Source organism: Chryseobacterium sp. GTID13 (genome assembly GCF_056172655.1).
Window position 1 is genome coordinate 305,314 of sequence record NZ_JAOCMB010000006.1, and the last position, 24,961, is coordinate 330,274.

Sequence of the window (24,961 nt, forward strand, 5' to 3'; positions counted from 1 at the left end):
GATAGATAAAATGATTTTTAATATTGATAATTGTTAATTTTTAATCTTGGTCGAAATTATCTTTGAGTAAACAATATCAAAAAGACAGATAAAAATAAAAATAACTATTGAATTGATATACAACAGTAAATCTATAAGATGATGATCTGAATTCTCAATAAAATAGGCAAACGGATGAGCTCCTGACAGCATCAACATCAACAGATAAAGGATTTCAAACAAAACAGCGGCTTTCCATATGGAACTGTAGCTCCTTCTGAATATCAATACTGTGATTAAAGCAATAACACTGATAATCAGGGACCCGACAAGAACTGCCGTTGAAAGCATTCCAAACTGGCTGGCGGGCAGCTTAAGAAATTCTCCGCTCCAATAGGCAAGCTGAGTGTTGAGAAAACTCATCACAACAAATACTGCCAGACATTTCAGAAGAACATTTTTCATGTCTGAAAATTAATTAAAATTCTGAAAGGACATTCATTTTTTTAACTTCGCAGTATGGCAAAACTGAAAACAGCATATTTCTGTCAAAACTGCGGAACCCAATATTCCCAGTGGATGGGACAGTGTAAAAACTGTGGAGAATGGAATACCCTTGTGGAAGAAGTCGTTGAAAAAACCTCATCTAAAACTCCTCCATTTTCAAAATCAAAACAACATGTCATCAACATTATTGAGGTTGAAACCAGTGAAGAACCCAGAATAAAAACACCTTCCGAAGAACTGAACCGTGTGCTGGGCGGCGGCATTGTGCTGGGCTCCGTAACCCTGATCGGAGGGGAACCCGGCATTGGAAAATCTACCCTCCTGCTTCAGCTGGCCTTAAAGATGAAGAAAAAATCTTCTATGTTTCCGGGGAAGAAAGTGCCTCGCAGATCAAGATGAGGGCAGACAGGCTTACTGATGTTCAGAATCCTAACTGTTTTCTTTTTACAGAAACCTCACTGGAAAAGATTCTCCATGAAGCTAAAAAACTGGAGCCGGATTTTATGATCATCGACTCTATCCAGACGCTTCAGTCCCAGCTGATTGAAAGTTCACCCGGGACCGTTTCCCAAATCAGGGAATGCTCCAATGAAATTATAAAATTTGCAAAGGAAACCAACACGCCCGTTTTCCTGGTAGGCCATATCACAAAAGACGGCCAGATTGCCGGACCGAAAGTACTGGAACACATGGTAGATGTGGTTTTAAATTTCGATGGGGACAGAAATCATCTTTTCAGGCTGTTAAGAGCCAATAAAAACCGTTTCGGATCTACTTCCGAGATTGGAATTTATGAAATGGTTTCCCAGGGGTTAAAAGAAATCAGAAATCCTTCGGAGATTCTTATCACTAAAAAACTTGAAGAACTTTCCGGGAACTCGGTAGCTGTAACGCTGGAAGGAAACCGTCCGATGCTGCTGGAAATCCAGGCATTGGTAAGTACCGCCGTTTATGGTACTCCGCAGAGAAGCTCTACCGGATTTGATGCAAAAAGACTGAACATGCTTCTGGCTGTCCTGGAAAAACGTGCAGGATTCCAGCTTGGTGCCAAAGATGTCTTTTTAAATATTACCGGGGGCATAAAAACGGATGATCCCGCCTTAGATCTGGCTGTGGTGGCTTCCATCCTGTCCTCCAATGAAGATATTGCCATTTCCGAACACTTTTGTTTTGCAGGAGAGATAGGATTAAGCGGTGAAATCCGGCCGGTAGCTCAGGTTGAGCAGAGAATTACAGAAGCCGAAAAATTAGGCTACGAAAAAATATTTGTCTCAAACCTCAACAAAATCCCGAAAAGAAAATTTGGAATTAAAATCGAGGAGGTAAGTAAAATTGAGGATTTCCACGAAAGAATCTTTTAAAGGAATTGACATGTACAGATCGGTCATTCACATATAATGTATACCTTTAATCTATGAATTATTTGGCCCATTCTTTTCTTTCCTTTACCGACGGACAGATCGTAGGACAGTTTCTTGAGGATTTTATCCGTAACAAAGACCGTTATTCTTTTCCTAAGGATATTCAGGACGGAATTACAATGCACAGGGCAGTAGATACATTTACCGATTCCCATCCTGCCATTCACGAAGCTAAAAAGGTATTTTCTCCTTTGGTAAGGCTGTATGCCGGAGCTTTTGTAGATGTTGCCATGGATTATTTTGTAGCTACAGACCTTTCCCTGAACTCTCTTGCGGAATGGAAAGCTCATTCATTGCGGGTATACAGAGTGCTGCACGAACATGAAGAATGGCTCCCGGAGAATTTCAAAAAAATGCTTTCTAAAATGGAACAGGATGACTGGCTGTACAATTACCGTGAAGACTGGGGCATCAAATTCAGCATGCGAAATGTTCTCAATAAAGCCAGATACCTGAATCCGGACATCCCTGTTTTCGAAGCGTTTCTGGAAAACAAACCGTTTCTTCAGGAATGTTATGATCACTTTTTTCCTGATCTTCTGAAACATGCCAAAGGAGTGAACTCATTGATCCAAATGGATAATAAATGAAAAACACTTACGCTCCTGTAAGTGTTTTTAACAATTTGTGTTGTTAGAATCTACTGTATTAAATGTTGTGAATGGGAAATTTCACAATACATTGTACTGTTATCCGGCTTTGATCAGGTTCTGTTACTTTGATCACTGTTTAATCATAAATTTAGAACAATTAGACTAATCCCTACTTAAGCAATTAAAAGTTTTTGAACCAAGAACTTTTGACAGGTGTTAAATTAAAATTTTCGCGAAAATTCTAATTTAATAAACCATTAATTAAAAATTAATTATCCTGATTAGCTCAACACAAATATAATTTATTTTAAAGAAAAAACAAATACAATATTCATTAATTAATAAAATATTGCTATAAATATATTATTAATAACAAAATAAATAATGTGTTGAAAATTTACAATTAAAAATAATTCTAAATGAGATACAAATTAAAATTATTAATCAACAACTGGTGATTTAATATTCCATGAAATCCAACTTCAGATAATGGAAGTCAGAAAATGGAATCTTAGTACTGACGATACAGGTAACGGTTGGGATAAGTAAGCTTCTCACTTTTCCTTTCGCCATTAACAATTAAATGAACAATATTAATCTGATCGTCAAAAAGATTATACAGGAAACTGACTGCCGCTTCTACTTTTTTAGGAGCAGCTACCGTTTCAGATTCAAGGTAGATATTGACTGATTCTTTGTCTTCTTCATACCCCACATAATTTATTTTAAGGAATTTGCCGTCAACCTTCAATTTAAAATATTCTGCACAGTATTTTTCAAGAGCTTCATTAAGTTTAGCTTTATATTTTTCATCATTGAAATGAAAAGAACTTCCGTATTTTTTACCCAGTCCGTTTTCCAGATCATCCAGAAAAAACCTGCCGGTAATCTCAAAGGACTTCGACCTTGCATTGTAATTAATTTCCACAGAACCTACATGATAAGGGTGCTTAGTCTCCGAAAAAGAGAATAAAAAAAATAACGGTAATAAAAACAGCCATAAATTCTTCATAGGTCCTGATCTTTAAAAATTTGTTCGAAATTAATCATTATTTTCGTACGCATTATATTTTACTTTATGATGCAGGATTTTCTATTCTATTTAAGCCTGGGCTGGGAACACATTATTTCTCTTGATGCCCTTGATCATCAGCTATTCGTGCTTGCCCTGATTGCAGTATACTCTTACAGCGACTGGAAAAAATCCTGGTTCTTGTGACTGCATTCACAATCGGGCACTCTATTACCTTGGCATTAAGTATCCTTGATGTTTTCAGGGTTCCTTCCGACTGGGTTGAATTTTTAATTCCGCTTACCATTGTCTTAACTTCTCTGGACAATATCCTGATGAAAAATAAAAAACAGACGCTGATGCGGGCCAATTATTACCTGGCAGCTATCTTCGGACTTATTCATGGGATGGGCTTTGCCAATACAGCAAGGGTAATGATCGCTAAAAGCCAGAGCATTGCCATACCGCTGCTAGGCTTTAATATCGGGCTGGAATTGGGACAGATTGTTATTGTAACAGCTATTCTCATTATTTTGTTCATTCTACTAAGTATTTTCAAGGTTAATAAAAAAGACTGGATCCTGTTTGTATCTTCGGGTGTATTTGCTTTGTCTTTAAAAATGACTTTGGAAAGAATTCCGTTTTAAATTTGAAACATCTTTAATATTTCAACTACTTATTATTATCTTTGATAACTACAAAATCAATCCGGTAATGAAATTAAAAACAGCCCTATTTTCATTTTCTGTATTTGCATATACAGGCTTCACCGCACAAAATATTCAGAATAACCCTGGCAGTAACCACGGAAACAGGTTCGAACAGCTTGGCACCATTCTTCCTACTCCCAATATTTACAGAACGGCTTCCGGAGCTCCCGGGCAGGGATACTGGCAGAACAAAGCCGACTATGATATCACAGCTTACCTTGATGAAGACAAAAGAAATCTGAAAGGTTCGGAAACCATTACCTATTACAACAATTCCCCGGATGACCTGGATTATATCTGGCTTCAGCTGGATGAAAATGAACAATCCAATGTTAAAAATGCAGGCTTTGCATTCCCTTCTACCCTTCCGGCTTCTTCTAATGACCAGCAGCTGAAAGTCACTGAGCTTCCGGAAAAGGACAACGGCTACGGCGTGAACCTGGAAAAAGTGACTGATGCCTCAGGAAATCCATTGAAATACACGGTGAACAAAACGATGATGCGTATTGATCTGCCGAAAGTATTAAAAAAGGAGAAAAACGGGTCTTCAAAATAGACTGGAATTATAATATCCCCAACAGGATTAAAATGGGCGGCCGTGGCGGATATGAAAATTTCGCAGAGGACGGAAATGACCTGTACACTATGACGCAGTGGTATCCAAGGATGTGCGTATACAGCGACTTCCACGGATGGCAGAACCACCAGTTTACCGGACGTGGTGAATTTGCACTTGTATTCGGAAATTTCAAAGTTTCAATGAATGTACCTGCAGATCACATTGTAGGCGGAACGGGTGAATGTAAAAACTACGAGCAGGTTTTAACTTCTGACCAGATATCAAGATACAGAAAGGCTGAAAGTGCTGCTGAACCTGTTGAAATTGTAACCTTAGATGAAGCAAAAAAGGCTGAAAAAACCATTCCAAACAGAGAAAAACATGGAATTTTGAAGCCCATGATGTAAGAGATTTCGCGTGGACCTCATCCAGAAAGTTTGTCTGGGACGGAATGCGCGTTACAATTCCTGAAAACAATAATAAAGTAATGGCAATGAGTTTCTATCCGAAAGAATCTTATGCCCTTTACAGAAAATATTCAACCAAAGCTATTGCCCACACGATTAAAACCTATTCTGAATTCACCATTCCTTATCCATACCCAGTAGCTCAGTCTGTAGAAGCCGCCAACGGAATGGAGTATCCGATGATCTGTTTCAATTACGGAAGAACGGAAAAGGACGGAACCTATTCTGAAGCAACCAAAAACGGAATGCTTGGGGTTGTAATCCACGAAGTCGGACATAATTTTTTCCCGATGATCATTAATTCAGACGAAAGACAATGGAGCTGGATGGATGAAGGATTAAATACCTTCACGGAATATCTAACGGAAGAGAGATGGGACAATAAATTCCCGTCAAAAAGAGGTCCGGCATGGACTATTACAGATTATATGAAATTGCCGAAAGACCAACTGGAGCCGATCATGAGTAATTCTGAAAATATTGTTCAGTTTGGCCCTAACGCTTATTCAAAACCAGCTACCGGCTTGAATATCCTGCGTGAAACAATCATGGGAAGGGAACTTTTTGACAAAGCTTTTAAAACATATGCTAAAAGATGGGCGTTCAAACATCCTGAGCCTGCAGATTTCTTCCGTACCATGGAAGATGCAAGTGGTGAAGACCTCGACTGGTTCTGGAGAGGCTGGTTCTACGGTACAGACCCTGTAGATATTGCCATCGACAAAGTAACTATTGCAGCTCCGGATCTCAATACACCTCCAAGGGAGGCCAAAGAAACAAAATATAAGGTGGAAAAGCCTCTTCAGAATTCGTTTGAAGATATTTCAAAGATCAGAAATAAAGAGGATAAAAACATTAAATTTTATGTAGATCAGGACAAGGATGTGCAGGACTTTTATTACAGATATGACAGAGGCCAGGAAAAAGTAGACAATGACAAAGAATATACTGTAAAAACAGAAGCCGGAATTCCTCTGGATGCCAAGGATAAGGAGAAATTCAAAAACCTTACAGGTTATCAGATCGATTTTGTTAACAAAGGCGGACTGGTAATGCCGATCATTCTTGAATTCACTTTTGAAGACGGATCAAAACTGTATGACAAATCATCTGCTCAGATCTGGAGACAGAATGAACAGAAGGTTTCAAAAACTTATTATTTTGATAAAAAAATAAAGTCGATCCAGCTTGATCCAATGAGGGAAACTGCGGATATTGATACTTCAAATAACGTATGGAGCAGCAGCGGAACAGAAACCCCGGTTTCAAAATTCCAGCTGTTTAAACAAAAACAGGGAGAAGGCCCGGTAAGAGGAGGTGCCAGCGGAAAGGTAAATCCGATGCAGGCCGGAAAAAAATCATAATATAAAAGGTTGCCCATTTGAGGCAGCCTTTTTTATTGAATTTGCCTAATGAATCAATAATTAATCATTTTGGCTAAAGCCATTTTATTCCTAAATTATTGAGCGGGCTAAAGCCCGCTCCTATTGATCATCACGCTTCCAAAAATCTGCGTAATTCGTGTAATCTGTAAGACATTTTTTAGCGAGCGCCTAAAGTTCACTTCTATCGAATATTTATCCTGTCTCCAAAAAAATCTGCGTAATCCGCGTGATCTGCGAGAGATTTAAATTTTTACGAAACACTTAGTTTACAAAAGTATCATGTTCCGGATTGGCTTAACGAAGCCACCACTATCAATTCAGATAAGCTTTTAAAGAATTCTTATAAGTCCTTCCAAGCGGAAGTTTCTCTCCATCCTTAAGATATACATGAGCCGTATCATATGAACTGATGTGGGAAGACAGAACAATATAAGATTTATGAATCCTGATGAATCCCAGATTTTGAAATTTCTCTTCAAAATTCGACATCCGGTCAAGGATCATATACTTTTTAAGATGGGTCATCAGGATGATATACTCTCCAAACCCTTGTACCCAGCGCACATCGTCCAGTAATACTTTATTCATCACGTAATTGGATTTAAACATGATAAAATCTTCCTTCTTCTGCTGCTCCGCAGAGTTTTTAAACTGAAGGAAATCTTTGGCCTTGTTAATCGCTTTGCGGAATGTTTCAAAATCTACAGGCTTTACAAGATAATGCACCACATCCAGTTCAAATGCTTTAACAGCATACTGCGTTTCCAGAGTGAGAAAAATGCATAACGGTTTGTAAGGCAGCTGGCGTAAAAGCTCAATACCATTCATATAAGGCATATTGATATCCAGAATGACCAGATCCACCTTATTGTCTTTAAGATAGCTCAATGCTTCTTCCGGATCCTGGAACATCTTTAACAGGTCTGCCCCTTCTATCTGCTCACAGTATTTCTGGATCAGCTGGAGAGCCGGATATTCATCATCTACACTTACGATCGTCAGATTAGCCATTACAATTTTATTTTTAAAATAGTCTGATAGTTGTTGTTTTCCGCAGGTTCGGATATAAAAGTAAATCTTCCTGTATAGTTTTTTTCCAGGATATTGATTACGGCTTCATTTCCCAGGCCGCTGTCATTCATATTCCCGACAAGATTCTTTTTCCTGGATACAGAATTTCTGATCTCAAACAAAAGCTCCTGATCCTTTATTCTATAGCTTATATGAATATAGCTGCCTTCTTCTATTCCCACCGCTGAATGTTTCAGGGCGTTTTCAAACAGAGTAAGGCATACGGAAGGTGGAATATCAATTAAATCCAGAGTTTCTTCATCTTCAATATTAAAAGTGATATTCAATACATTATTATACTTTAACTGATACAATCCTGCAAGCGATTTAATTGATGAAAATTCCTGAGCCATACTGATCTTCTCCTTGCTGGTATCATAAATCACATACTGAAGCAGCTTGCTAAGCTGTAGTATGGATTCTGAGGTATTTTCTGTAGGCTGGAAACTTTTGGAATAAATATTATTGAGGGTGTTCAGCAAAAAGTGCGGGTTCATTTTAGACTTTAAAAGATCCAGATACAGCTGGTCTTTTTCTTCGCCAAGATCTTTAAAATCCTGCTCAATCAGGAATTTATCTTTTGTAATCCCAAGAAATGAAGCTGTAAGTATAACAATTCCCTGAGCTGTATACACATTGTACAGAAACTTTGTGTTAGAGAGATTCTCATTGAAACTCATATTGAAAACCGCAGGTTCCAGCAGAATTCTGAAAAGACTGGAGACCAGAAAAGTGATCAGCGCAAAGAGAATGAACTCAGGATATTTATTGGAAAGATAAAATTCCGGGACCAGATAAAAATAGACAAGACTGTAAATTCCGACATTAAAAATAATGACGGAGAAAACACTCCAGATCAGTTCCGGAGTATCCAAAAAGTAGTTTTCGGTAAAAAAGTGATGATAATAAAGACCAAAAGGAAAAAAATATGCTGAAACTTCAGCAAAAATCCCCAATGATACTCCATCAGTCTTTTCAAAACCTTAGGATTAAACAAAATCCTGAAAACCAGCAATATAAATACAATATTTACAATCAGAAACATCTAAAAAGCTCCATTTTCAATCTTTCAAATATACCATCTTTTTCAACCCGCCGTGCAGTTCACTGATAAAAACTGTCATTGATTGAAAAATAAATCCGTGGCTGGATCTTATAAATATATTTGAGACATCAGGATGTTAACTCAATATTACATGAAAATTAAATTCAAATTAATCATTATTTTACTGCTGGCTGTAACCTCACAAGTTCATGCCCAAAGCCGTGACAACTACAATATGTGGTTCCAGTATCTGATGTCGGCAAGACTGACGGATAAAAGCACGCTGACCGCTCTGTCGCAATACCGTTCTTTTGATCTCGCTTATGACACCAGGCTTTTCCTTGTATCTGCCTATGTAGATTACGAAGTGGCCCATGAAGTAAAGCCTGCTGCCGGATTTATGTTTCTGGTACTGGATTCCTATAAATCTGACAATACGAAAAAAGAGAGGTATGAAAAAAGGCCTTTCCAGCAGGTAACACTGGGAGGTAATATCGGAAGAACATCGGTTTCGCACCGTTTCCGCGTGGAAGAAAGATTTATCAGCAACCCCAATGACTTTATCGTCAGGCTCCGGTATCTTATTTCCCTCAGGATTCCTTTTAACAGAGCCGGAGAAAAAGAAAAACTGTACGGTATTCTGAAAGATGAGATAAGAATGAATGTAGTGAAGGAGGATCCGTTCGACAGTAACCGCTTAACGGCTGGCATCGGGGTTAAAGTGGGGAAAAATTCTGCTATTGAAGTGGCCTTTATCAATCAGCTGGAAACAGGTTCTACAAGCAACTACGGCTACATCGGCTACAGGAATAGCTTCGACTGGAGAAAAAACAAAAATAAATAACTATAAAACCAATCATCTATGCTTACTTTCCTTGGATTTCTCATGATCCTCATCTTCATGGTCCTGATCATGAACAAAAAAATGACTCCGCTTACAGCCCTGGTCATCGTACCTGTAACCATAGCTCTTTTTGCAGGTTTCGGGCCTGAGCTGGGAGACATGATGAAAAACGGTGTTAAAGAAATCGCACTTACAGGGGTGATGCTGATCTTTGCTATCCTATATTTCAGTTTAATGATCGACACGGGACTTTTTGAACCCCTGGTGAATATAATTTTAAAAGCTGTTGGCGACAATCCCATCAAAACCACAATAGGAACGGCTGTTCTTACAGCATTGGTATCGCTGGACGGCGACGGCTCTTCCACTTATCTGATTGTAGTGGCTGCCATGCTTCCGCTTTATAAAAAACAGGGCATGAACCCGTTAATTCTTACCTGCATTATTATGCTTGCCGGGCAAATCATGAATATTCTTCCGTGGGGAGGTCCTACAGCAAGGGTAATGAGTTCCCTAAAGCTGGGACACACAGAAATTTTTGTTCCTATGATCCCTATTATGGCGATAGGCATCCTGTGGGTAATTTTTGTAGCTTACATCTTAGGAAGAAAAGAGAAAATAAGGATTGCCAAACATGGAAAATTTACCAATTACAACAGCAATGATATCATCGGCGAGGCAGATCCCAAACTCCGCCGTCCGAAACTGATTCTCATCAATCTGGCTCTTACAATTACCCTTCTGGTAGTGATGATCCTGGATGTTGTTCCTTTGGGGATCGCTTTCATGATTGCGTTCTGTCTGGCGTCCATTATCAACTATCCAAAGCTGAAAGACCAACAGAAAATCATTTCAAAACATGCTGGAAATGCCTTATCCGTGGCCGGAATGATCTTCGGGGCCGGAATTTTCACCGGAATTCTGAATGGTTCAGGCATTATGCAGGCTATGGGAAACAGCATGATAGAAATAGTCCCGAAAAGTTGGGGAGGCTACCTGAATATTGTCACCGCTTTGTTCAGTATTCCTCTTACTTTCTTTCTATCTAATGATGCCTATTATTTTGGGATACTCCCTATTATTGTTGCTACCGGACATCAGCTGGGAATCTCACCGGAAATATTGGGAAGGGCCAGCCTTATCGGCCAGGGATCTCACCTTCTGAGTCCTTTGGTTCCATCAACTTATTTATTGGTTTCACTGGCCGGTGTGGAGTTTTCGGATCATTTGAAATATACTTTAAAATGGGCTTTGGGTTCTTCTATTGTGATGCTTCTGGCAGCACTCATTTTGGGAGTTATTTAATCGGGATTCGTTAATTATTATTATATTTCGGAGATATAATATAATAGGCTATGGCTTTTATACGACAGTATATTTTTTTCAGATGAACCTTTTTGATACAAAGAAAACATTCACAGGAAGATATTTAAAAAATCTTACCTTTTATGTATTTGCCGCCATTCTCGGTGGAGTGCTTACAGGACATTATGCGCCTGGGATAAGCATCGGGCTGGGAATGGTGAGCAGGTATTTTTTATGGTTCTTGAAATGCTCATCCTTCCCATTATTTTCATGGCTATCATGTACGGGATCTGCCAGCTTTCAGGGATCAAAAATGCAAGAAGCATTGTATGGAAAACGATTCTGTATTTTCTGATCATAAGTTCTATTGCCATTATTTTAGGCTTTGTTTTCGGGATTGCCGTAAAACCCGGAGCCGATACGGGAATTGATACATCCAGGATCAATACTTCTCTTCCCAGAACCTTTGAAATCAATGATACCAGTTTATCAGGCAGGCTGTACCTCAACCGGCATGGGATTTTCCTTATCACTTCAATTGTAGCCGGAATTTTAATGAACCTCTCTAAAGGAAGGGAAAAATTCCTGAACATATTGGATCGCGGCCTTAAGATATTTTATACGGTAATCAAATATCTTTACATCATTCTTCCGGCAGTTATTTTCTGCAATATTGCTTATGGAATTGCCGTGTACGGTATTAATACGCTCCTACCCCTCAGTAAAGTAGTAGCAACAGTTTACCTTGCTGACATTGTCTTTATTTTCGGAATTTTAGGCGCTGTTGCTTACCTGTTTAAAATCCGGCTGTGGAAATTTTTACTGGATTTAAAAGAAGAAATTATCCTTGTCATTACCACCTCTTCTTCAAAAACGGCCTTCCCGCTGATTTTTGACAAAATGGAATCGGAAGGATACAGCAGAAAAATTTTAGGATTCGTTATTCCTTTGGGGTATAATTTCAATCTTTCGGGAGCATGTATTTATATTTCCGTTACCTGTTGTTTTCTTATCCAGTTCTATAATATTTCCCTCAACATCAGTGATTATCTGTGGCTCTTTCTGATTGTTTCCGTCACTTCAAAAACAGCATCAGGAGTTCCGGGCTCCGGATTTCTTGCCCTTATTTTCACGCTGAACAGATTCGGGAAAATTCCTCTTACGGATATTGCCCTTCTTTACAGTGTGGACCGCTTTATGAATGAAGCAAGATCTGTAACAAATTTTATCAGTATTGCGATTTCCGGGGCTGTGATTTCCAAAGTGAATCAGAATCAGAAAGACAAGATACATTCTGCTTGACCCTTTGAATGATTTTTTTAAAAAATAAGGCTGTAACATTCTGAGAACCAAACCTACTTATCATAATAAAACCATGAAACCATTTCTTGTCCTTTTATTGGTAAGCAGCATTCATTTATTTTCGCAGAAACTGCTTACTCCAAACAGTATAAGTATAGATTCTAAACTTATCAAAGACGAAATTTCTGAAGCCTCCTGGTATGCAGAGAATACAGGAACCAAAATAGAAATAGGAAGCATTGTAACCGAGTTAAAAAAATTAAACAAGACAGATCTGCTCATCAAAACTACCGTGAAAATGAAGCAGGCGCCGGATGCTCAATGGACGGATTCCACCATTGTAAAAACGGCTAATTTTGAACCTGTCTATCATTCTTCTTTTAATACAATGAGGGATATGGTTCTGAAATCGGGTAAAACCAAGGTAACCGGATATTATCTGGATAAGAAATCCCAGAAAAAGGACAATATAGAAATTCCGGCCACAGATTATTTTGACAGCAGCAGCTACCCTACAGCTATCCGTTTCTTTCCTTTAAAAGAAAACTATACTGCCGAACTGTCTGTATTCGATTATAATCCTGATGCAAAGAAAGGACTTATAAAAGCTTACATACTGAACGTCAGGAAAACCGATTACGAAGGTAAAAAAGTCTGGACTGTAAAAACCACGGATGACATCAGGGATAAAACAACGATCGTCACTTATTATATTGACTCTGAAACCAGAAAAATCCTCAAACAAGAGATGGACCTTGGCGGTAGAAAAATGACATTGGAAACAAATAAATAAGGAGCCTGTAAAGTTTATCACAACGATAAGATTTTCTTCTAATATTTATTTACAATTATTGAAAACAAAATTAAAACACTGATTTTCAAAATACAAAACCCAATAATTAATCTACAAAAAGTGAATAATGTATTCATATTTTTTCTATCTTTGAATAACACCTACATCAAATCGTCAAAAATCCTGATTGACATTAAATGCTCAGGAAAATAAAAACAAATTAAAATATTAAATCATGAAAAATGCTAAATCATTAAGCAGAGAGGCCCAAAAATCCATCGTTGGAGGTGCGGCCAGAGTTGTTTGCTGCGAATGGAACGACCAGGGAAAATGCATCCTTTGGATCGGGCCGGGACAGTACTGCCCTTAATTCACAGAATTATTAGAGTTAAATACCACAAGCCGGAAGTTTCCGGCTTTACTTTTTTATTTTTCTGCCAAATTTTCACACTGTAAAATAAAATTCTGCCATTTCATCCACAGCTGTCTCATGGCATACATTTAGAGAACTATAATGGAGAATTAATTAAAAAATAAATATATTATGTCAGTAAACTTTAAACCATTAGCAGACAGAGTTCTTATCGAGCCTATCGCTGCCGAAACTAAAACAGCTTCAGGTATTATTATCCCGGATACTGCGAAAGAAAAACCGCAGGAAGGTACTGTGGTAGCAGTAGGTCCAGGTAAAAAAGATGAGCCTACAACTGTTCAGGTAGGTGACAAAGTTCTTTACGGAAAATATTCAGGTTCTGAACTAAAATTGGAAGGGAAAGATTACTTAATTGTAAAAGAAGGAGATTTATTAGGAATCATCGGTTAATTTGTAAAAAGTAAAATGTATTCATGTAAAATGACTTCATGAATATACACATTCATTAATACATTGTACAAAGTACATTAATACAATAAAAAATTATGGCAAAAGAAATAAAATTCGATATTGAATCAAGAGACGCTCTGAAGAGAGGAGTTGATGCATTGGCTAATGCAGTAAAAGTGACTTTAGGTCCTAAAGGGAGAAACGTAGTGATCGAAAAATCTTTCGGGGCTCCGCACGTAACTAAGGACGGTGTTTCTGTAGCAAAAGAAATCGAACTTGAAGACAGAGTAGAAAATATGGGAGCGCAAATGGTAAAAGAAGTTGCGTCCAAAACCAATGATATTGCAGGAGACGGTACTACTACCGCTACTGTTTTGGCACAGGCTATCGTAAGAGAAGGTCTTAAGAACGTAGCTGCGGGTGCTAACCCAATGGATCTTAAAAGAGGGATCGACAAGGCAGTAACTGCAGTTGTTGAAAACTTAAAATCCCAGTCTCAGGAAGTGGGAGATTCTACAGATAAAGTGAAGCAGGTCGCTTCTGTATCTGCTAACAACGACGAAACTATTGGTGCTCTGATCGCTGAGGCTTTCGGAAAAGTAGGTAAAGAAGGGGTAATCACTGTAGAAGAAGCTAAAGGTATCGATACAACGGTAGACGTTGTAGAAGGTATGCAGTTCGACAGAGGATACCAGTCTCCTTACTTCGTGACGAACCCTGAGAAAATGGTGGCTGAAGTAGAAAACCCATACATCCTTTTGGTAGAGAAGAAAATCTCTTCCATGAAAGAATTGCTTCCGGTTCTTGAGCCGATTGCACAGGGTGGAAAATCTCTATTGATTATCTCTGAAGAAGTGGAAGGTGAAGCTTTAGCTACTTTGGTGGTAAACAAACTAAGAGGTTCTCTTAAAATTGCTGCTGTAAAAGCTCCTGGATTCGGAGACAGGAGAAAAGCAATGCTGGAAGATATCGCGATCCTTACAGGTGGTCAGGTAATTTCTGAAGAGCAAGGTTTCACTATGGAAAACATTTCTCTGGATATGCTTGGAACTGCTGAAAAAGTAACCATCGATAAAGATAACACGACGATCGTAAACGGTGGTGGTGACGAAGCAAAAATCAAAGGAAGAGTAGCTCAGATCAAAGCTCAGATGGAAACTACAACTTCTGACTACGACAGAGAGAAACTTCAGGAAAGATTGGCTAAGCTAGCCGGTGGTGTTGCCGTACTTTATGTAGGTGCTGCTTCTGAAGTAGAAATGAAAGAGAAAAAAGACAGAGTAGATGATGCCCTACACGCTACAAGAGCTGCTGTAGAAGAAGGTATCGTTGCTGGTGGTGGTGTTGCTTTAGTAAGAGCAATTTCTTCACTGAACGAGCTTTCAGGAACTAACGCTGACGAAACTACAGGGATCAAGATCGTGAAAAGAGCCATCGAGGAGCCATTAAGACAAATCGTTGCCAACGCAGGCGGTGAAGGTTCTGTAATCGTTGCCAAAGTAGCTGAAGGACAAGGTGACTTCGGATACAACGCTAAAACTGACGAGTATGTGAACATGCTTGAAGCAGGAATCATCGACCCTACGAAAGTAACAAGAGTTGCCCTTGAAAATGCAGCTTCTGTTTCCGGAATGCTTTTAACAACTGAATGTGTGATCACTGAAGTGAAAAAAGACGAGCCAGCTATGCCAATGGGTGGTGGAATGCCAGGAATGATGTAACAGCGTGTCGCTGAGACAATTTAATATACTAACCGTTCTGCTTTTTGTGGAGCGGTTTTTTTGTTTTTATGGTTTCCAGTAAGCAAATACTATTATTATATTGTAAATTAGTAAAATATAGATTTTTAATCTAAAAAATTAAACGGAAATATTTCAATAATATCATAATGATATATGAATAACTATTAACAATGAATCATACAATTTTTTATTCTTGGCAGTCCGATTTACCAAGTAAATGTAATCGTTCTTTTATTTTAAATGCATTAGAAAAATCAGCAAAGGAAATTTCAAAAGATGGAAACTATAATATAGATACTGTAATTGATAGAGATACTATTGGTATTTCTGGTAGCCCCTCAATAGTTGAATCTATAACTGGAAAAATAGCCAAATCGGACATCTTTGTTTGCGATATATCAATTATAAATATAAATGAAAATGGTCGGAAAACTTCTAACCCCAATGTATTGTATGAATTAGGGTTTGCTTCTGCTATTCTTGGTTGGGAACGTATAATAATGATTCAAAATACTGCATTCGGAAAAATTGAAGATTTACCCTTTGATCTTAGAGGTAGAAAAGTACTACAATATAACATAGATGTTCCCACAGAAAATAAAGCAGAAGAAAGAGAAAGTTTAAAAAATAAATTATCAAATATTTTAAAAAGTGCCTTGAAACATTTTAGTAATGATAATTTTACGAAAGAAAAAAATATTTGGTGGGGAAATTGGGAAAACGAATCAAAAATTAAAATGAAAGGAGGTGATTTAAAAATTTCAAGAGTTGCATCGGATTCTTTTTTCTTTAACATTTCTATATATGATGGTGCAAGAACAGGAGAAGTTTATGGAAAGGCACATATATTAACTCCAAATTCGGCATATGCTAAAATTAAAACATTTGATAGTCAAAATTGTGAAATTGTTTTTAGAAGAAGGTTGGAAAATGACACTTGGCTAATTGATATAGAAGAAGGAGAAAATTGTCAATTTTACCACGGTTTAAATTCAACTTTTTCTGGTATTTATAAACATAAAACAGAGTTAGTTATTGATGAAGGATTTCTTGACGAAATTGATATGAACGAAATTCAAAGACTAACTGGAAAATACGTTAATACATTTTTAGAAAATTTTCAACAATTTGGTGAATCTGAAAATCTTGATGGAGATGAATTTTATGTAATTACTTCCGGGGTAAAAGGTTTATATACAATAATGGAATCAATTATTGTAAAAGATGCCAGTGGTAATATCTGGTGTGCTTTTATTGACCCGGAAATTGATACTATCAGATATTTTTCAAATAATGATTATAAAACTAAAACAATTAAAAATTGGATAAGTCGTTTTGACAAAAAGATAGTCATCGAAAATGATCACAATAATCAATATGAAGAAGATTAATCATCACTACCGCCCTAGCTACCGCACGAATCCTTTCGTGTGACTTTGGCTTTAAATTCCATTATTAAAATGTTTATAATACTATAACCACACGAAACGATTCGTGCGGTAGCGGTGGGTTTTTCAATAAAATTAAACTTTAAAAATAAAAATACATTATGAACTACAAAATTATTTGGATTATAATTGGTATAGTTTCAATTTTTTCACTAACTATAATTGGATTGTATGTTGGTAATTTTCATGATAGAGATTTATCTAACAACCCAGAGGAATGGGGACAGTTTGGAGATTATTTGGGAGGTACTCTTAATACTACAATTTCAATTTTGAATTTATTTCTATTAGCTTATTTAACAATCAAAATTGCAAAAATAGAACAGGATAGAACAAATAATATATCTAGGGACTCTGTAAAACCTTTAGGTCTTTTTTCATTCGAAGTCTCGGATGATTTTTTTAAGATTGAATTACATAATGTTGGTTTAGGACCATTGATTCTTAAAGAATTTAAAATTTTTGACTCACAACAAGAATATAAAGATATTAAAGAAATTATTGATAGTATATCATTACAATATAGACCTAAATATTCTTTAACTAGAAGTACAACTGACGGAACAATAATTAGAAAAGATGATTATTTAAATATCATTGAGATGCAGATAAATGAAAGTACTGAAGGAATAGAATTATCTAAAAAACTAGAAAGCTTAAAAAAAGTCAAGGAAAGACTTTCTATCTGTGAAATAAAAATAATTTATTCGGATTTATTCGGAAATATAATTAGTGAAGAAACAGAAAAATTAGACGTTATTAATGTAAGTTGTACTTAATTCTCCCCACTGGTGCGAGCGTCTCGCTCGTACCTCGCTGCGCAAAGTCTCCTGACTTTGCGCCAATAAAATAAATCTATTTAAAAATAAACTCCAAAGTCTCATGACTTCGGAACTTGTCTTTTATTCAATAACAAAGATAAATCCCAACTTTCGTCAGGATTTATTCATCAATTTTATATTTTTCTATATCGAATTCAAAATCAAATAATTCCTTCGGCGGAATTTTAAATGCTGAAGCCATTTTAAGAAGAGTTTCAATGGTTGGATTTCCTTTACCATTTTCATACTTATTATAATTACTGGAATCAAAAGCTGAATTTTGTGCAACAGCGTCCATAGAATTATATTTTTCCTTTCTTATCTCCTTGAGATGTTCAGAAAAACACTGCATATACAATTTTAAAACGTCTTTGCTATCCATTAATTTTATAATTAGTAGCAATTTTGGAATTTCAATTAAATATTTCATGGTAATATATTACCATATGTGAGAAAATATATTATATTTGTGAATGGATTACATCTGAAGATGTAATTTTGCGATACTTCAAAGAAATATAGAAGCTATTGCTTAGAACCTTGCTTTTGAAAACTGGTAATTTTTATGCACGCAAGATGATAAGCAGGAAGCTCACGACCTAGGCGTGGGCTCTCTTATCTGTGTGCAGGGTATACCAGTACCTCAAAAGCGGATATTGTAGAGTCTCATGCCGTTTTTATTTCATGTCGTTTTGTTTTTCTACAATTATTTTTTCTAAGCCTGCTTTACAACATAAAGTATCATGATACGGTACAATGGGGTGTACAATCCATTGCGGCTTTAGGGCTTTTAGAAAAACACAAATTCAATCATATTTATTGGGCTTGTAGGGGCAGGAAGTTCAGGTGGGCTTCCTCCTTTACGGCCGGTAAAATCGTATAATAAAAAAATTTTAACCATTAAGGAGCATGAAGAGAATAAGAAAAGTTAAGATCCATCAAAGATGGATGAAGCAACCCGTTAAATAAATAGCTTCAGCTATGATCTTAATAATTCTTAATCATTTAAAAAATCTTAATGGTAAGAAACATAAAAAATAATAACCATTAAGGAACATGAAGAGAATAAGATAAGTTAAGATCTATCAAAGATGGATGAAGCAGCACGCTCAATAAATAGCTTCAGCTATGATCTTAATAATTCTTAATCACTTAAAAAATCTTAATGGTAAGAAACATAACCATTAAGGAACATGAAGATAGTAAGATAAGTTAAGATCCATCAAAGATGGATGAAGCAACCCGTTAAATAAATAGCTTCAGCTATGATCTTAATAATTCTTAATCACTTAAAAAATCTTAATGGTAAAAAACATAACCATTCATTAAGGAGCATGAAGATAGTAAGATAAGTTAAGATCCATCAAAGATGGATAAAGCAACCCGCTGAATACATAGCTTCAGCTATGATCTTAATGATTCTTAATCACTTAAAAAATCTTAATGGTTAAGAAAAATTGTAACTAATTCATTATTTTGAAAATCACCATTAAAAAAATACAAACTCATGAAAAAAAACAGAACAGACCTTCAATCCCGTCTTGGGAAAGGCCGGAAGAAACATGGCGGCATACAGCAAATGGAAAACTATTTTAAGCTCAATGACCTGACAGCATCCAAAGAGCTGCTAAACGACGTTATAAGTTATGCGGTAAAAAGAAACAGCTGGATAAAAGAACATCCGTCCGTTATCCTTCATTTTCAGCAGGCGATGCAGTCATTCATCCGTGCAGGCTATCTCATTGCACTACAGGAAAAGAGAAGAACCGCAACGACCCAGTTGGAAGATGTTTCCCCGTCGGTTCTTGGCTTGCTTTCCGAGAAAGAATACCAAAATCCTCTGTTGGTCTTTAAAAAAGCCTTCAAAGAATACAGCATCAAAGAATTCGATTATTTTATTTCCGGGATGGTCTATCTCTCACTGGGAATCTATGACAATCTGCCGGAAAGGAATATCATAAGCCCATACATTCACCTCACCAAAATGCTGGATGCAGCGTACCTTATTCTTGAAAGGAGAGAGAAAAAATAAAGACAACTCCATCCTGGTTCGCAAAGAACATTTTAAATTAATGATTTCACTGTCAGCCTGACTTATGAATAGTATTTCACTACAACCACTATTGTTTACCCCTACCTGAGGACTCCGTTGGTTTCCCACAAACTGCGTAAGACTTCCGTACAATTCATTTTATGACAATCACTAGTGGTTGTAATCAGAGGAGTTTTACTACGCGAAGTTATCCGACCTTACGCTAGTCAAATAAATCCGAAGTCTGAAGAGTTTGGAGTATTGAAAAAGCTAACCGAAAAAATTCGCTTACACTTTTTCCCTATATTTGACTTTGATGTTGAAATTCGGTACCAAAACAATCCCGGATTTTTAACAGAAAACCAAGAAACCAAACACTAAAACTTAACGCCATTGAAAATAAAATTAGTACTCCTTTCATGTTTTGGCTCATTGTTAGTCCATGCACAGACACTTCAATTTAAAAATCTCGCCAATATGTCTGCTGGCAGAGGTGCCACAGCCAGTGTCATAGTGAATGATGATATCTATGTGAGCAATGGGTATCAGGCAAAAGCAAGTGATGCCAGGTATGTTGAAAAATATAATATTACCAGCAACAGCTGGAGTATTATCAATTCTACTCTACTTCCCAAAAGATTTGCTAATTCAGAGACTTACAATAATAAAATTTATATTTTTAACGGTTGGGGAAACAGCCATCTTGAAATTGTAGACCTTGCCACCAATACCATAACGAAAGGGGCTGTGAATCGTTCCTATACAGGAAATGCAGGTTCAGCCATCCATAATGGCAGGATATATGTATTTGGCGGCAGCGGATTAAATGGAGCTGCCACCACCGTATTTTCTAATAAATTCCAATACTATGATATCGCTTTAAACACATGGAACCCATTACCGGATATGCCCACAGCCAGAGAAGCAAAAGGCAAAATTGTTAATGATAAACTTTATGTAATTGGTGGTTTTAACGGGACGCCATCCCGCCTGATTAATGTTTACGACCTCAATACTAATCGTTGGACCGATAAGTACACGATGCCTGTTGGCATATCCGGACACACATTAGCTGTATCCGGTAATAAGATTTTTATTGTAGGGGGTTTTAATAATCAATCTTTCCTGGCCTATTTTGATACCACAACCAATAAATTACATCAGCTATCATCCAATATGATTCCCAGAAGACACGCTGCAGCGGAAGTATACAACAATAAATTATACATCATCGGTGGAAGTACAACCTCTCTCACCAGCTCAGCTATTAAAAGCATACAAGTGGCAGATATCAGCGAAGATGTACTCGCTGCAAATACAGCCAATGATAATCAGATATTGGAGAAAAAGGTGTATACCAATGAAGCCAAAGATGGTTTTGTAATCAGTAATAAAAACAACAGCAATCAATTTGAATACACGGTTTACTCCACAGATGGAAGCCAGATCATCAAAGGTTTTGCCTATTATAATAAAACGATAGACTTATCCAGAGTAAAGCGCGGAAATTATATTTTTAGTGATAAAGATGAGAAAGGACTTTTGCAGCAGATTAAAGTTTTCAGATAATAAGAGCCTTTCGATATTTGCAATAGAATTTACTTCACAAAAAAGACTTTTGAGAGACTAAAAATTAAGAATCAGTAAATAATCATGAAAAACATAGCCCTTATTTTATTTATTTTAATTTCATTTTTGGGGTGTAAAAAACAAGAATTTGACGAATTTGATTTCTCTTTTGGTAATAGTTTTGAGACAGATTTCTCGATAAAATTTAACAGTACAAATGATTCAATATTTTTATATGAAAATTGGACTCCAGTTAATACGAAAACTCCTAAAGGTAAAACAAGTTATGTCGCATTATTTAATAAAAATCAAAGATCAAAACTGGATAGTTTTATTTCGAATATAGATTTCAAAAGTTCAGATACCCTATATTTTGAAAATTATCAAGATGGGGAATATTACAATTTCTTTATTAGAAAAGGTAAACTCAAAAAAACTATAAAAATTCATAGTAATAATGCACCAAAGCCTTTAAGTAACTTTGCTCATTGGATCTATGAAACAAAAAAAATATTAAAATTAACAGAAACACAACGAAGTTTTGAATTTAAAAGTAAAAACACTTACCTTGAACCACCTCTGCCTTCAGATTTCAAAAAATAAGCTTAAAAACAACACAAAGGCCGGAAGATTCTAATATACTATCTCATTAACCTCAGTACATGATACAGATTGATAAAATTAAAGAAACATGGATAAATGAAAATATAAAGCTTAACCCTCCTACAACCTCAGAATCCATTAATACAGCCGAAGAAACTATTAACTTCCGGTTTCCGGATGATTTTAAAGAATTTTATTTAAAATTGGACGGATTTGCAGATTGGGACTGGACAAAGAATATGTTTTCTATTTGGCCATTAACAAAAATTCTCGAAGAATACCATAACGAAAGCGATAAAAGCTTCATTGTTTTTGCAGACTATCTGATCAACTCACACCATATTGGTTTTATGAAAGGAAAAAAGGGAATATTTAAAAATACAGGAGGCACTATTGAGCTTATTGCAAAAACATTTTCTGAAGCGATATTTCTGATTAATTCGGATGCAGAGATTTTGTATTGATATAATTCTGCGGGACGAACAGACTTTTAAGCAACAAAGATATTTTTCTAATTCGTAGATTTGAGGACTAATCACCGTAATATGACTGCTCAGGAACTTGAATCATTATTAACTGAAAGAGTTGAGACATTTGAACTCAAAAAGAAAGCATTTGAAACAATAGCATCTGAAAAATAATCCAAAATGAAAATCAACTTTTTCTCTAACTTATATATTTGGTTATTACTAATATCTTTACCACAATTTGCATTTTCACAATCAACCGACTTTATCATTCAGGATGTAAAGTTTGAAAGTCAGGGTATTACTCTCGCAGGTTCCATTTTAAAGCCTGAAAAGCCTTTGGCAGCAGTGGTCATTGTTCACGGTTCCGATCCGGTAAAAAGAGAAATGGAGTTCGCCAAACGTCTTGCTAAAGAAAACATTGCTGTACTCACCTATGACAAACGAGGTGTGGGAGAATCCGGCGGTGTGTATGTAGGTCCATCTGTTGGCACAAATAATATCGACACTGCTAATCTTACTTTATTGGCTCAGGATGCCAACGCAGCCGTAAAAGCATTCCGAACTCATCTGAAGGATAAAAAAACACCCATTGGATTAGTCGGTTTCAGTCAGGCAGGGTGGATCATCCCAATTTCTGCCAGCAAAAACCCACAAATTGAATTCATGGTTTTATTCAGTGGCCCTACCATTACAACGCTGGAACAGCTCCGGTTTCAGTTTTATACGAATGGAAACAATAATTTCTGGGAAAACCATACAGAAGCAGACGCCCTTGAACATACTAAAAATGACCCGGACAAATATCAGTTTGCAGCAACAGACCCCAAAACCTCTCTTAATACCCTTTCAATTCCCGGGCTTTGGCTTTTCGGTGAAAAAGACATCCAGATTCCGGTAAAGCTGTGTATAGAACAATTGAATACCCTTAAAGCCCAGGGCAAACCTTTCGAATATACTTTATTTTCTAAATTAGGGCACAATACTTCTTCCGGCAACGATACAGCTCCTGTTGACATTGCCGTACAATGGATCAGGCAGAAAGCCCTGACTATTAAAAAATCTAAATCTTCAAAATAAAAACTCAAAATAACATTAACGCAATTGTATATGTTGTACATTCAACAATACTCTTTATCCCATGTAACATTCCATACAAAACTTCGTTTAAAATCAAAAACATGAATTTCAAACTTTTAACTACTATTTTCCTCTTAATACTTTCTAATTTTTCTTTCGGGCAGACCAGTTTTTCAGAAAGTCCGTTAAATGCTGTTTTTGAAACCCGGGATTTTACCAATTTCTGGATAGCATTTGACAAAATGGAAACTTCAAAAGAAAACCCATTTAAAGAATATTTACAAAACGGTACTGTCGGTTTAAAGGCCTTTCCTTACAGGGTAATGAGCGCAGATTCTTTATATGCTAATGTTAAAAGAAAAAAATCTGAATACGAAATTACACGGAATATAATACATGACCTCCCATCGAAAGAAAAAAGGTTACGGGCAATTTATAGCGCTATGAAATATTGGTATCCTGAAGCTAAGTTTCCACCCATTTATCTGGTTTATGGTTTAGGATATTCAGGAGGAACCTCTACAAATGACGGATTAATCATTGGAACTGAAGTCATAAAAAATCTTGATGGTCTTCCCGCACTTGCTGCTCACGAATTAATTCACTTTCAGCAAAATGTTGAGGGAGAACAAACTTTACTGAAACAATCCTTATTAGAAGGAGGGGCAGATTTTATCGGAGAACTTATTTCGGGGGAAAATATAAATTCTGCGCGCTTCCAATATGGAGATAAACATCTTGACAAGCTATGTAAGGAATTTGTCAGCAGACTAAAAGGAGAAGATACCCAGGACTGGCTGTATCAAACGTCAAAAAAAGATAACCGCCCCAATGATTTAGGATATTGGATGGGGTATAAAATTGTGGAAGCCTATTTTAATAAACAGGAAGACAAGAAAAAGGCTATTGATTATATTCTGCACATAAAAGATCCAATGCAATTTTTGAAAGAAAGTGGTTTTTTAAATTCATATATTGAAAGTTATCAAAAATCTAAAAATGAAGATTCCGATAAATTCTATCAAATATTTTCAGATGAAGTTTATAAGGTATCCATCACTGTAAAAGTTCCTAATAAAGAAGATGAAATTTATATCACCGGAAATCAGGAAGAATTAGGAAAATGGATTCCCAACAAGATAAAACTGAATAAAAAAAGTGATTATGAAAGAATTATAACACTAAAATTACACACCCCGGCAAAATTCAAATTCACGAAAGGAAGCTGGGAAAAGCAGGCTGAAGTTTCAGGAATAGAAAAAGGCAGTAATATTTCTTTAGAAACCCTAAAACCTGATACAAAAGTAAAATATGGGATCATCAATTGGTTTTAAAACTGAATTAAAAGAACGTTGCACAACATTGTATGTGTAAATTTGATGT

At 36.5% G+C, this 24,961-nt stretch carries 23 protein-coding genes and 2 pseudogenes; 20 read left to right on the forward strand and 5 right to left on the reverse strand.

Annotated features, from left to right (window positions below; all coding sequences use genetic code 11):
* Positions 1-33: 33 nt before the first annotated feature.
* Positions 34-444 carry a hypothetical protein gene (locus N4G44_RS17605; protein WP_474928583.1) on the reverse strand — a complete coding sequence of 137 codons (411 nt, stop codon included), beginning with the start codon at positions 442-444 and terminating at the stop codon, positions 34-36.
* Between the two features lie 54 nt (positions 445-498).
* Between N4G44_RS17605 and radA the strand changes: the two are divergent.
* Both radA and N4G44_RS17615 read left to right on the forward strand, forming a co-directional pair.
* A pseudogene (gene radA, locus N4G44_RS17610) lies at positions 499-1,847 on the forward strand (DNA repair protein RadA).
* A 53-nt stretch (positions 1,848-1,900) separates the two neighbouring features.
* Positions 1,901-2,497, forward strand: a complete 597-nt coding sequence (locus tag N4G44_RS17615; protein ID WP_474928584.1) for an acyl carrier protein phosphodiesterase — start codon at positions 1,901-1,903, stop codon at positions 2,495-2,497.
* A 514-nt stretch (positions 2,498-3,011) separates the two neighbouring features.
* Here the strand turns inward: N4G44_RS17615 and N4G44_RS17620 are convergent.
* Positions 3,012-3,512: a DUF6702 family protein gene (locus tag N4G44_RS17620; protein WP_474928585.1), complete on the reverse strand. Its 501-nt coding sequence runs from the start codon at positions 3,510-3,512 to the stop codon at positions 3,012-3,014.
* A 66-nt stretch (positions 3,513-3,578) separates the two neighbouring features.
* Here N4G44_RS17620 and N4G44_RS17625 point away from each other — a divergent pair, with 66 nt between their 5' ends.
* The 3 genes and pseudogenes from N4G44_RS17625 to N4G44_RS17635 all read left to right on the forward strand — a co-directional run bounded on the left by N4G44_RS17625 (position 3,579) and on the right by N4G44_RS17635 (position 6,612).
* Positions 3,579-3,719 carry a HupE/UreJ family protein gene (locus N4G44_RS17625; RefSeq protein ID WP_474928586.1) on the forward strand — a complete coding sequence of 47 codons (141 nt, stop codon included), beginning with the start codon at positions 3,579-3,581 and terminating at the stop codon, positions 3,717-3,719.
* Positions 3,716-4,159: a HupE/UreJ family protein gene (locus tag N4G44_RS17630; RefSeq protein ID WP_474928587.1), complete on the forward strand. Its 444-nt coding sequence runs from the start codon at positions 3,716-3,718 to the stop codon at positions 4,157-4,159. Before N4G44_RS17625 ends, N4G44_RS17630 begins: the two co-directional genes overlap by 4 nt.
* 67 nt (positions 4,160-4,226) lie before the next feature.
* Positions 4,227-6,612 (forward strand): annotated as a pseudogene (locus N4G44_RS17635) (M1 family metallopeptidase).
* Positions 6,613-6,945: 333 nt separating this feature from the next.
* Here N4G44_RS17635 and N4G44_RS17640 read toward each other — a convergent pair.
* Both N4G44_RS17640 and N4G44_RS17645 read right to left on the reverse strand, forming a co-directional pair.
* The gene (locus N4G44_RS17640; RefSeq protein ID WP_474928588.1) at positions 6,946-7,644 is read right to left on the reverse strand and encodes a LytR/AlgR family response regulator transcription factor; all 699 of its coding nucleotides are present in this window, start codon (positions 7,642-7,644) and stop codon (positions 6,946-6,948) included.
* On the reverse strand, positions 7,644-8,579 hold the full coding sequence (locus tag N4G44_RS17645) for a sensor histidine kinase (RefSeq protein WP_474928589.1): 936 nt from the start codon (positions 8,577-8,579) through the stop codon (positions 7,644-7,646). The genes N4G44_RS17640 and N4G44_RS17645 overlap by 1 nt, the downstream gene beginning before the upstream one ends.
* 321 nt (positions 8,580-8,900) lie before the next feature.
* Between N4G44_RS17645 and N4G44_RS17650 the strand changes: the two genes are divergently transcribed.
* The 9 genes from N4G44_RS17650 (at position 8,901) to N4G44_RS17690 (ending at position 17,785) form a co-directional block, all read left to right on the forward strand.
* Complete coding sequence (locus N4G44_RS17650; RefSeq protein ID WP_474928590.1) at positions 8,901-9,593, forward strand: DUF2490 domain-containing protein; 693 nt, start codon at positions 8,901-8,903, stop codon at positions 9,591-9,593.
* Positions 9,594-9,611: 18 nt separating this feature from the next.
* Positions 9,612-10,898 (forward strand): CitMHS family transporter, encoded by a 1,287-nt coding sequence (locus N4G44_RS17655; protein WP_474928591.1) that lies wholly within the window; start codon positions 9,612-9,614, stop codon positions 10,896-10,898.
* Positions 10,899-11,132: 234 nt separating this feature from the next.
* The gene (locus N4G44_RS17660) at positions 11,133-12,200 is read left to right on the forward strand and encodes a dicarboxylate/amino acid:cation symporter (protein ID WP_474928592.1); all 1,068 of its coding nucleotides are present in this window, start codon (positions 11,133-11,135) and stop codon (positions 12,198-12,200) included.
* A 73-nt stretch (positions 12,201-12,273) separates the two neighbouring features.
* Positions 12,274-12,993 (forward strand): DUF3108 domain-containing protein, encoded by a 720-nt coding sequence (locus N4G44_RS17665; protein WP_474928593.1) that lies wholly within the window; start codon positions 12,274-12,276, stop codon positions 12,991-12,993.
* A gap of 235 nt (positions 12,994-13,228) precedes the next feature.
* Positions 13,229-13,363 (forward strand): hypothetical protein, encoded by a 135-nt coding sequence (locus tag N4G44_RS17670; RefSeq protein ID WP_260542430.1) that lies wholly within the window; start codon positions 13,229-13,231, stop codon positions 13,361-13,363.
* A gap of 174 nt (positions 13,364-13,537) precedes the next feature.
* A complete protein-coding gene (locus tag N4G44_RS17675) occupies positions 13,538-13,816 on the forward strand; it encodes a co-chaperone GroES (protein WP_040997294.1) in 279 nt (92 codons plus the stop codon).
* A 95-nt stretch (positions 13,817-13,911) separates the two neighbouring features.
* A complete protein-coding gene (gene groL / locus N4G44_RS17680; protein ID WP_474928594.1) occupies positions 13,912-15,537 on the forward strand; it encodes a chaperonin GroEL in 1,626 nt (541 codons plus the stop codon).
* Positions 15,538-15,728: 191 nt separating this feature from the next.
* On the forward strand, positions 15,729-16,949 hold the full coding sequence (locus N4G44_RS17685; RefSeq protein WP_474928595.1) for a hypothetical protein: 1,221 nt from the start codon (positions 15,729-15,731) through the stop codon (positions 16,947-16,949).
* Positions 16,950-17,107: 158 nt separating this feature from the next.
* Entirely contained in the window at positions 17,108-17,785 is a 678-nt protein-coding gene (locus N4G44_RS17690; protein ID WP_474928596.1) for a hypothetical protein, read from the forward strand.
* Positions 17,786-17,948: 163 nt separating this feature from the next.
* Here N4G44_RS17690 and N4G44_RS17695 read toward each other — a convergent pair whose 3' ends face one another.
* On the reverse strand, positions 17,949-18,257 hold the full coding sequence (locus tag N4G44_RS17695) for a helix-turn-helix domain-containing protein (RefSeq protein ID WP_474928597.1): 309 nt from the start codon (positions 18,255-18,257) through the stop codon (positions 17,949-17,951).
* 1,077 nt (positions 18,258-19,334) lie between these two features.
* On the opposite strand from N4G44_RS17695, the gene N4G44_RS17700 reads away from it, so the two are divergent.
* The 6 genes from N4G44_RS17700 (at position 19,335) to N4G44_RS17725 (ending at position 24,912) form a co-directional block, all read left to right on the forward strand.
* Positions 19,335-19,859: a hypothetical protein gene (locus tag N4G44_RS17700; RefSeq protein ID WP_474928598.1), complete on the forward strand. Its 525-nt coding sequence runs from the start codon at positions 19,335-19,337 to the stop codon at positions 19,857-19,859.
* 477 nt (positions 19,860-20,336) lie between these two features.
* Positions 20,337-21,428: a Kelch repeat-containing protein gene (locus N4G44_RS17705; RefSeq protein ID WP_474928599.1), complete on the forward strand. Its 1,092-nt coding sequence runs from the start codon at positions 20,337-20,339 to the stop codon at positions 21,426-21,428.
* A gap of 84 nt (positions 21,429-21,512) precedes the next feature.
* A complete protein-coding gene (locus tag N4G44_RS17710) occupies positions 21,513-22,031 on the forward strand; it encodes a hypothetical protein (protein WP_474928600.1) in 519 nt (172 codons plus the stop codon).
* Positions 22,032-22,090: 59 nt separating this feature from the next.
* Positions 22,091-22,495, forward strand: coding sequence for an SMI1/KNR4 family protein (locus tag N4G44_RS17715; protein WP_474928601.1), 405 nt, complete (start codon positions 22,091-22,093; stop codon positions 22,493-22,495).
* A gap of 183 nt (positions 22,496-22,678) precedes the next feature.
* Complete coding sequence (locus tag N4G44_RS17720) at positions 22,679-23,578, forward strand: alpha/beta hydrolase family protein (RefSeq protein WP_474928602.1); 900 nt, start codon at positions 22,679-22,681, stop codon at positions 23,576-23,578.
* Between the two features lie 101 nt (positions 23,579-23,679).
* Positions 23,680-24,912 carry a DUF2268 domain-containing putative Zn-dependent protease gene (locus N4G44_RS17725; protein WP_474928603.1) on the forward strand — a complete coding sequence of 411 codons (1,233 nt, stop codon included), beginning with the start codon at positions 23,680-23,682 and terminating at the stop codon, positions 24,910-24,912.
* The last annotated feature ends 49 nt before the right edge of the window (positions 24,913-24,961 follow it).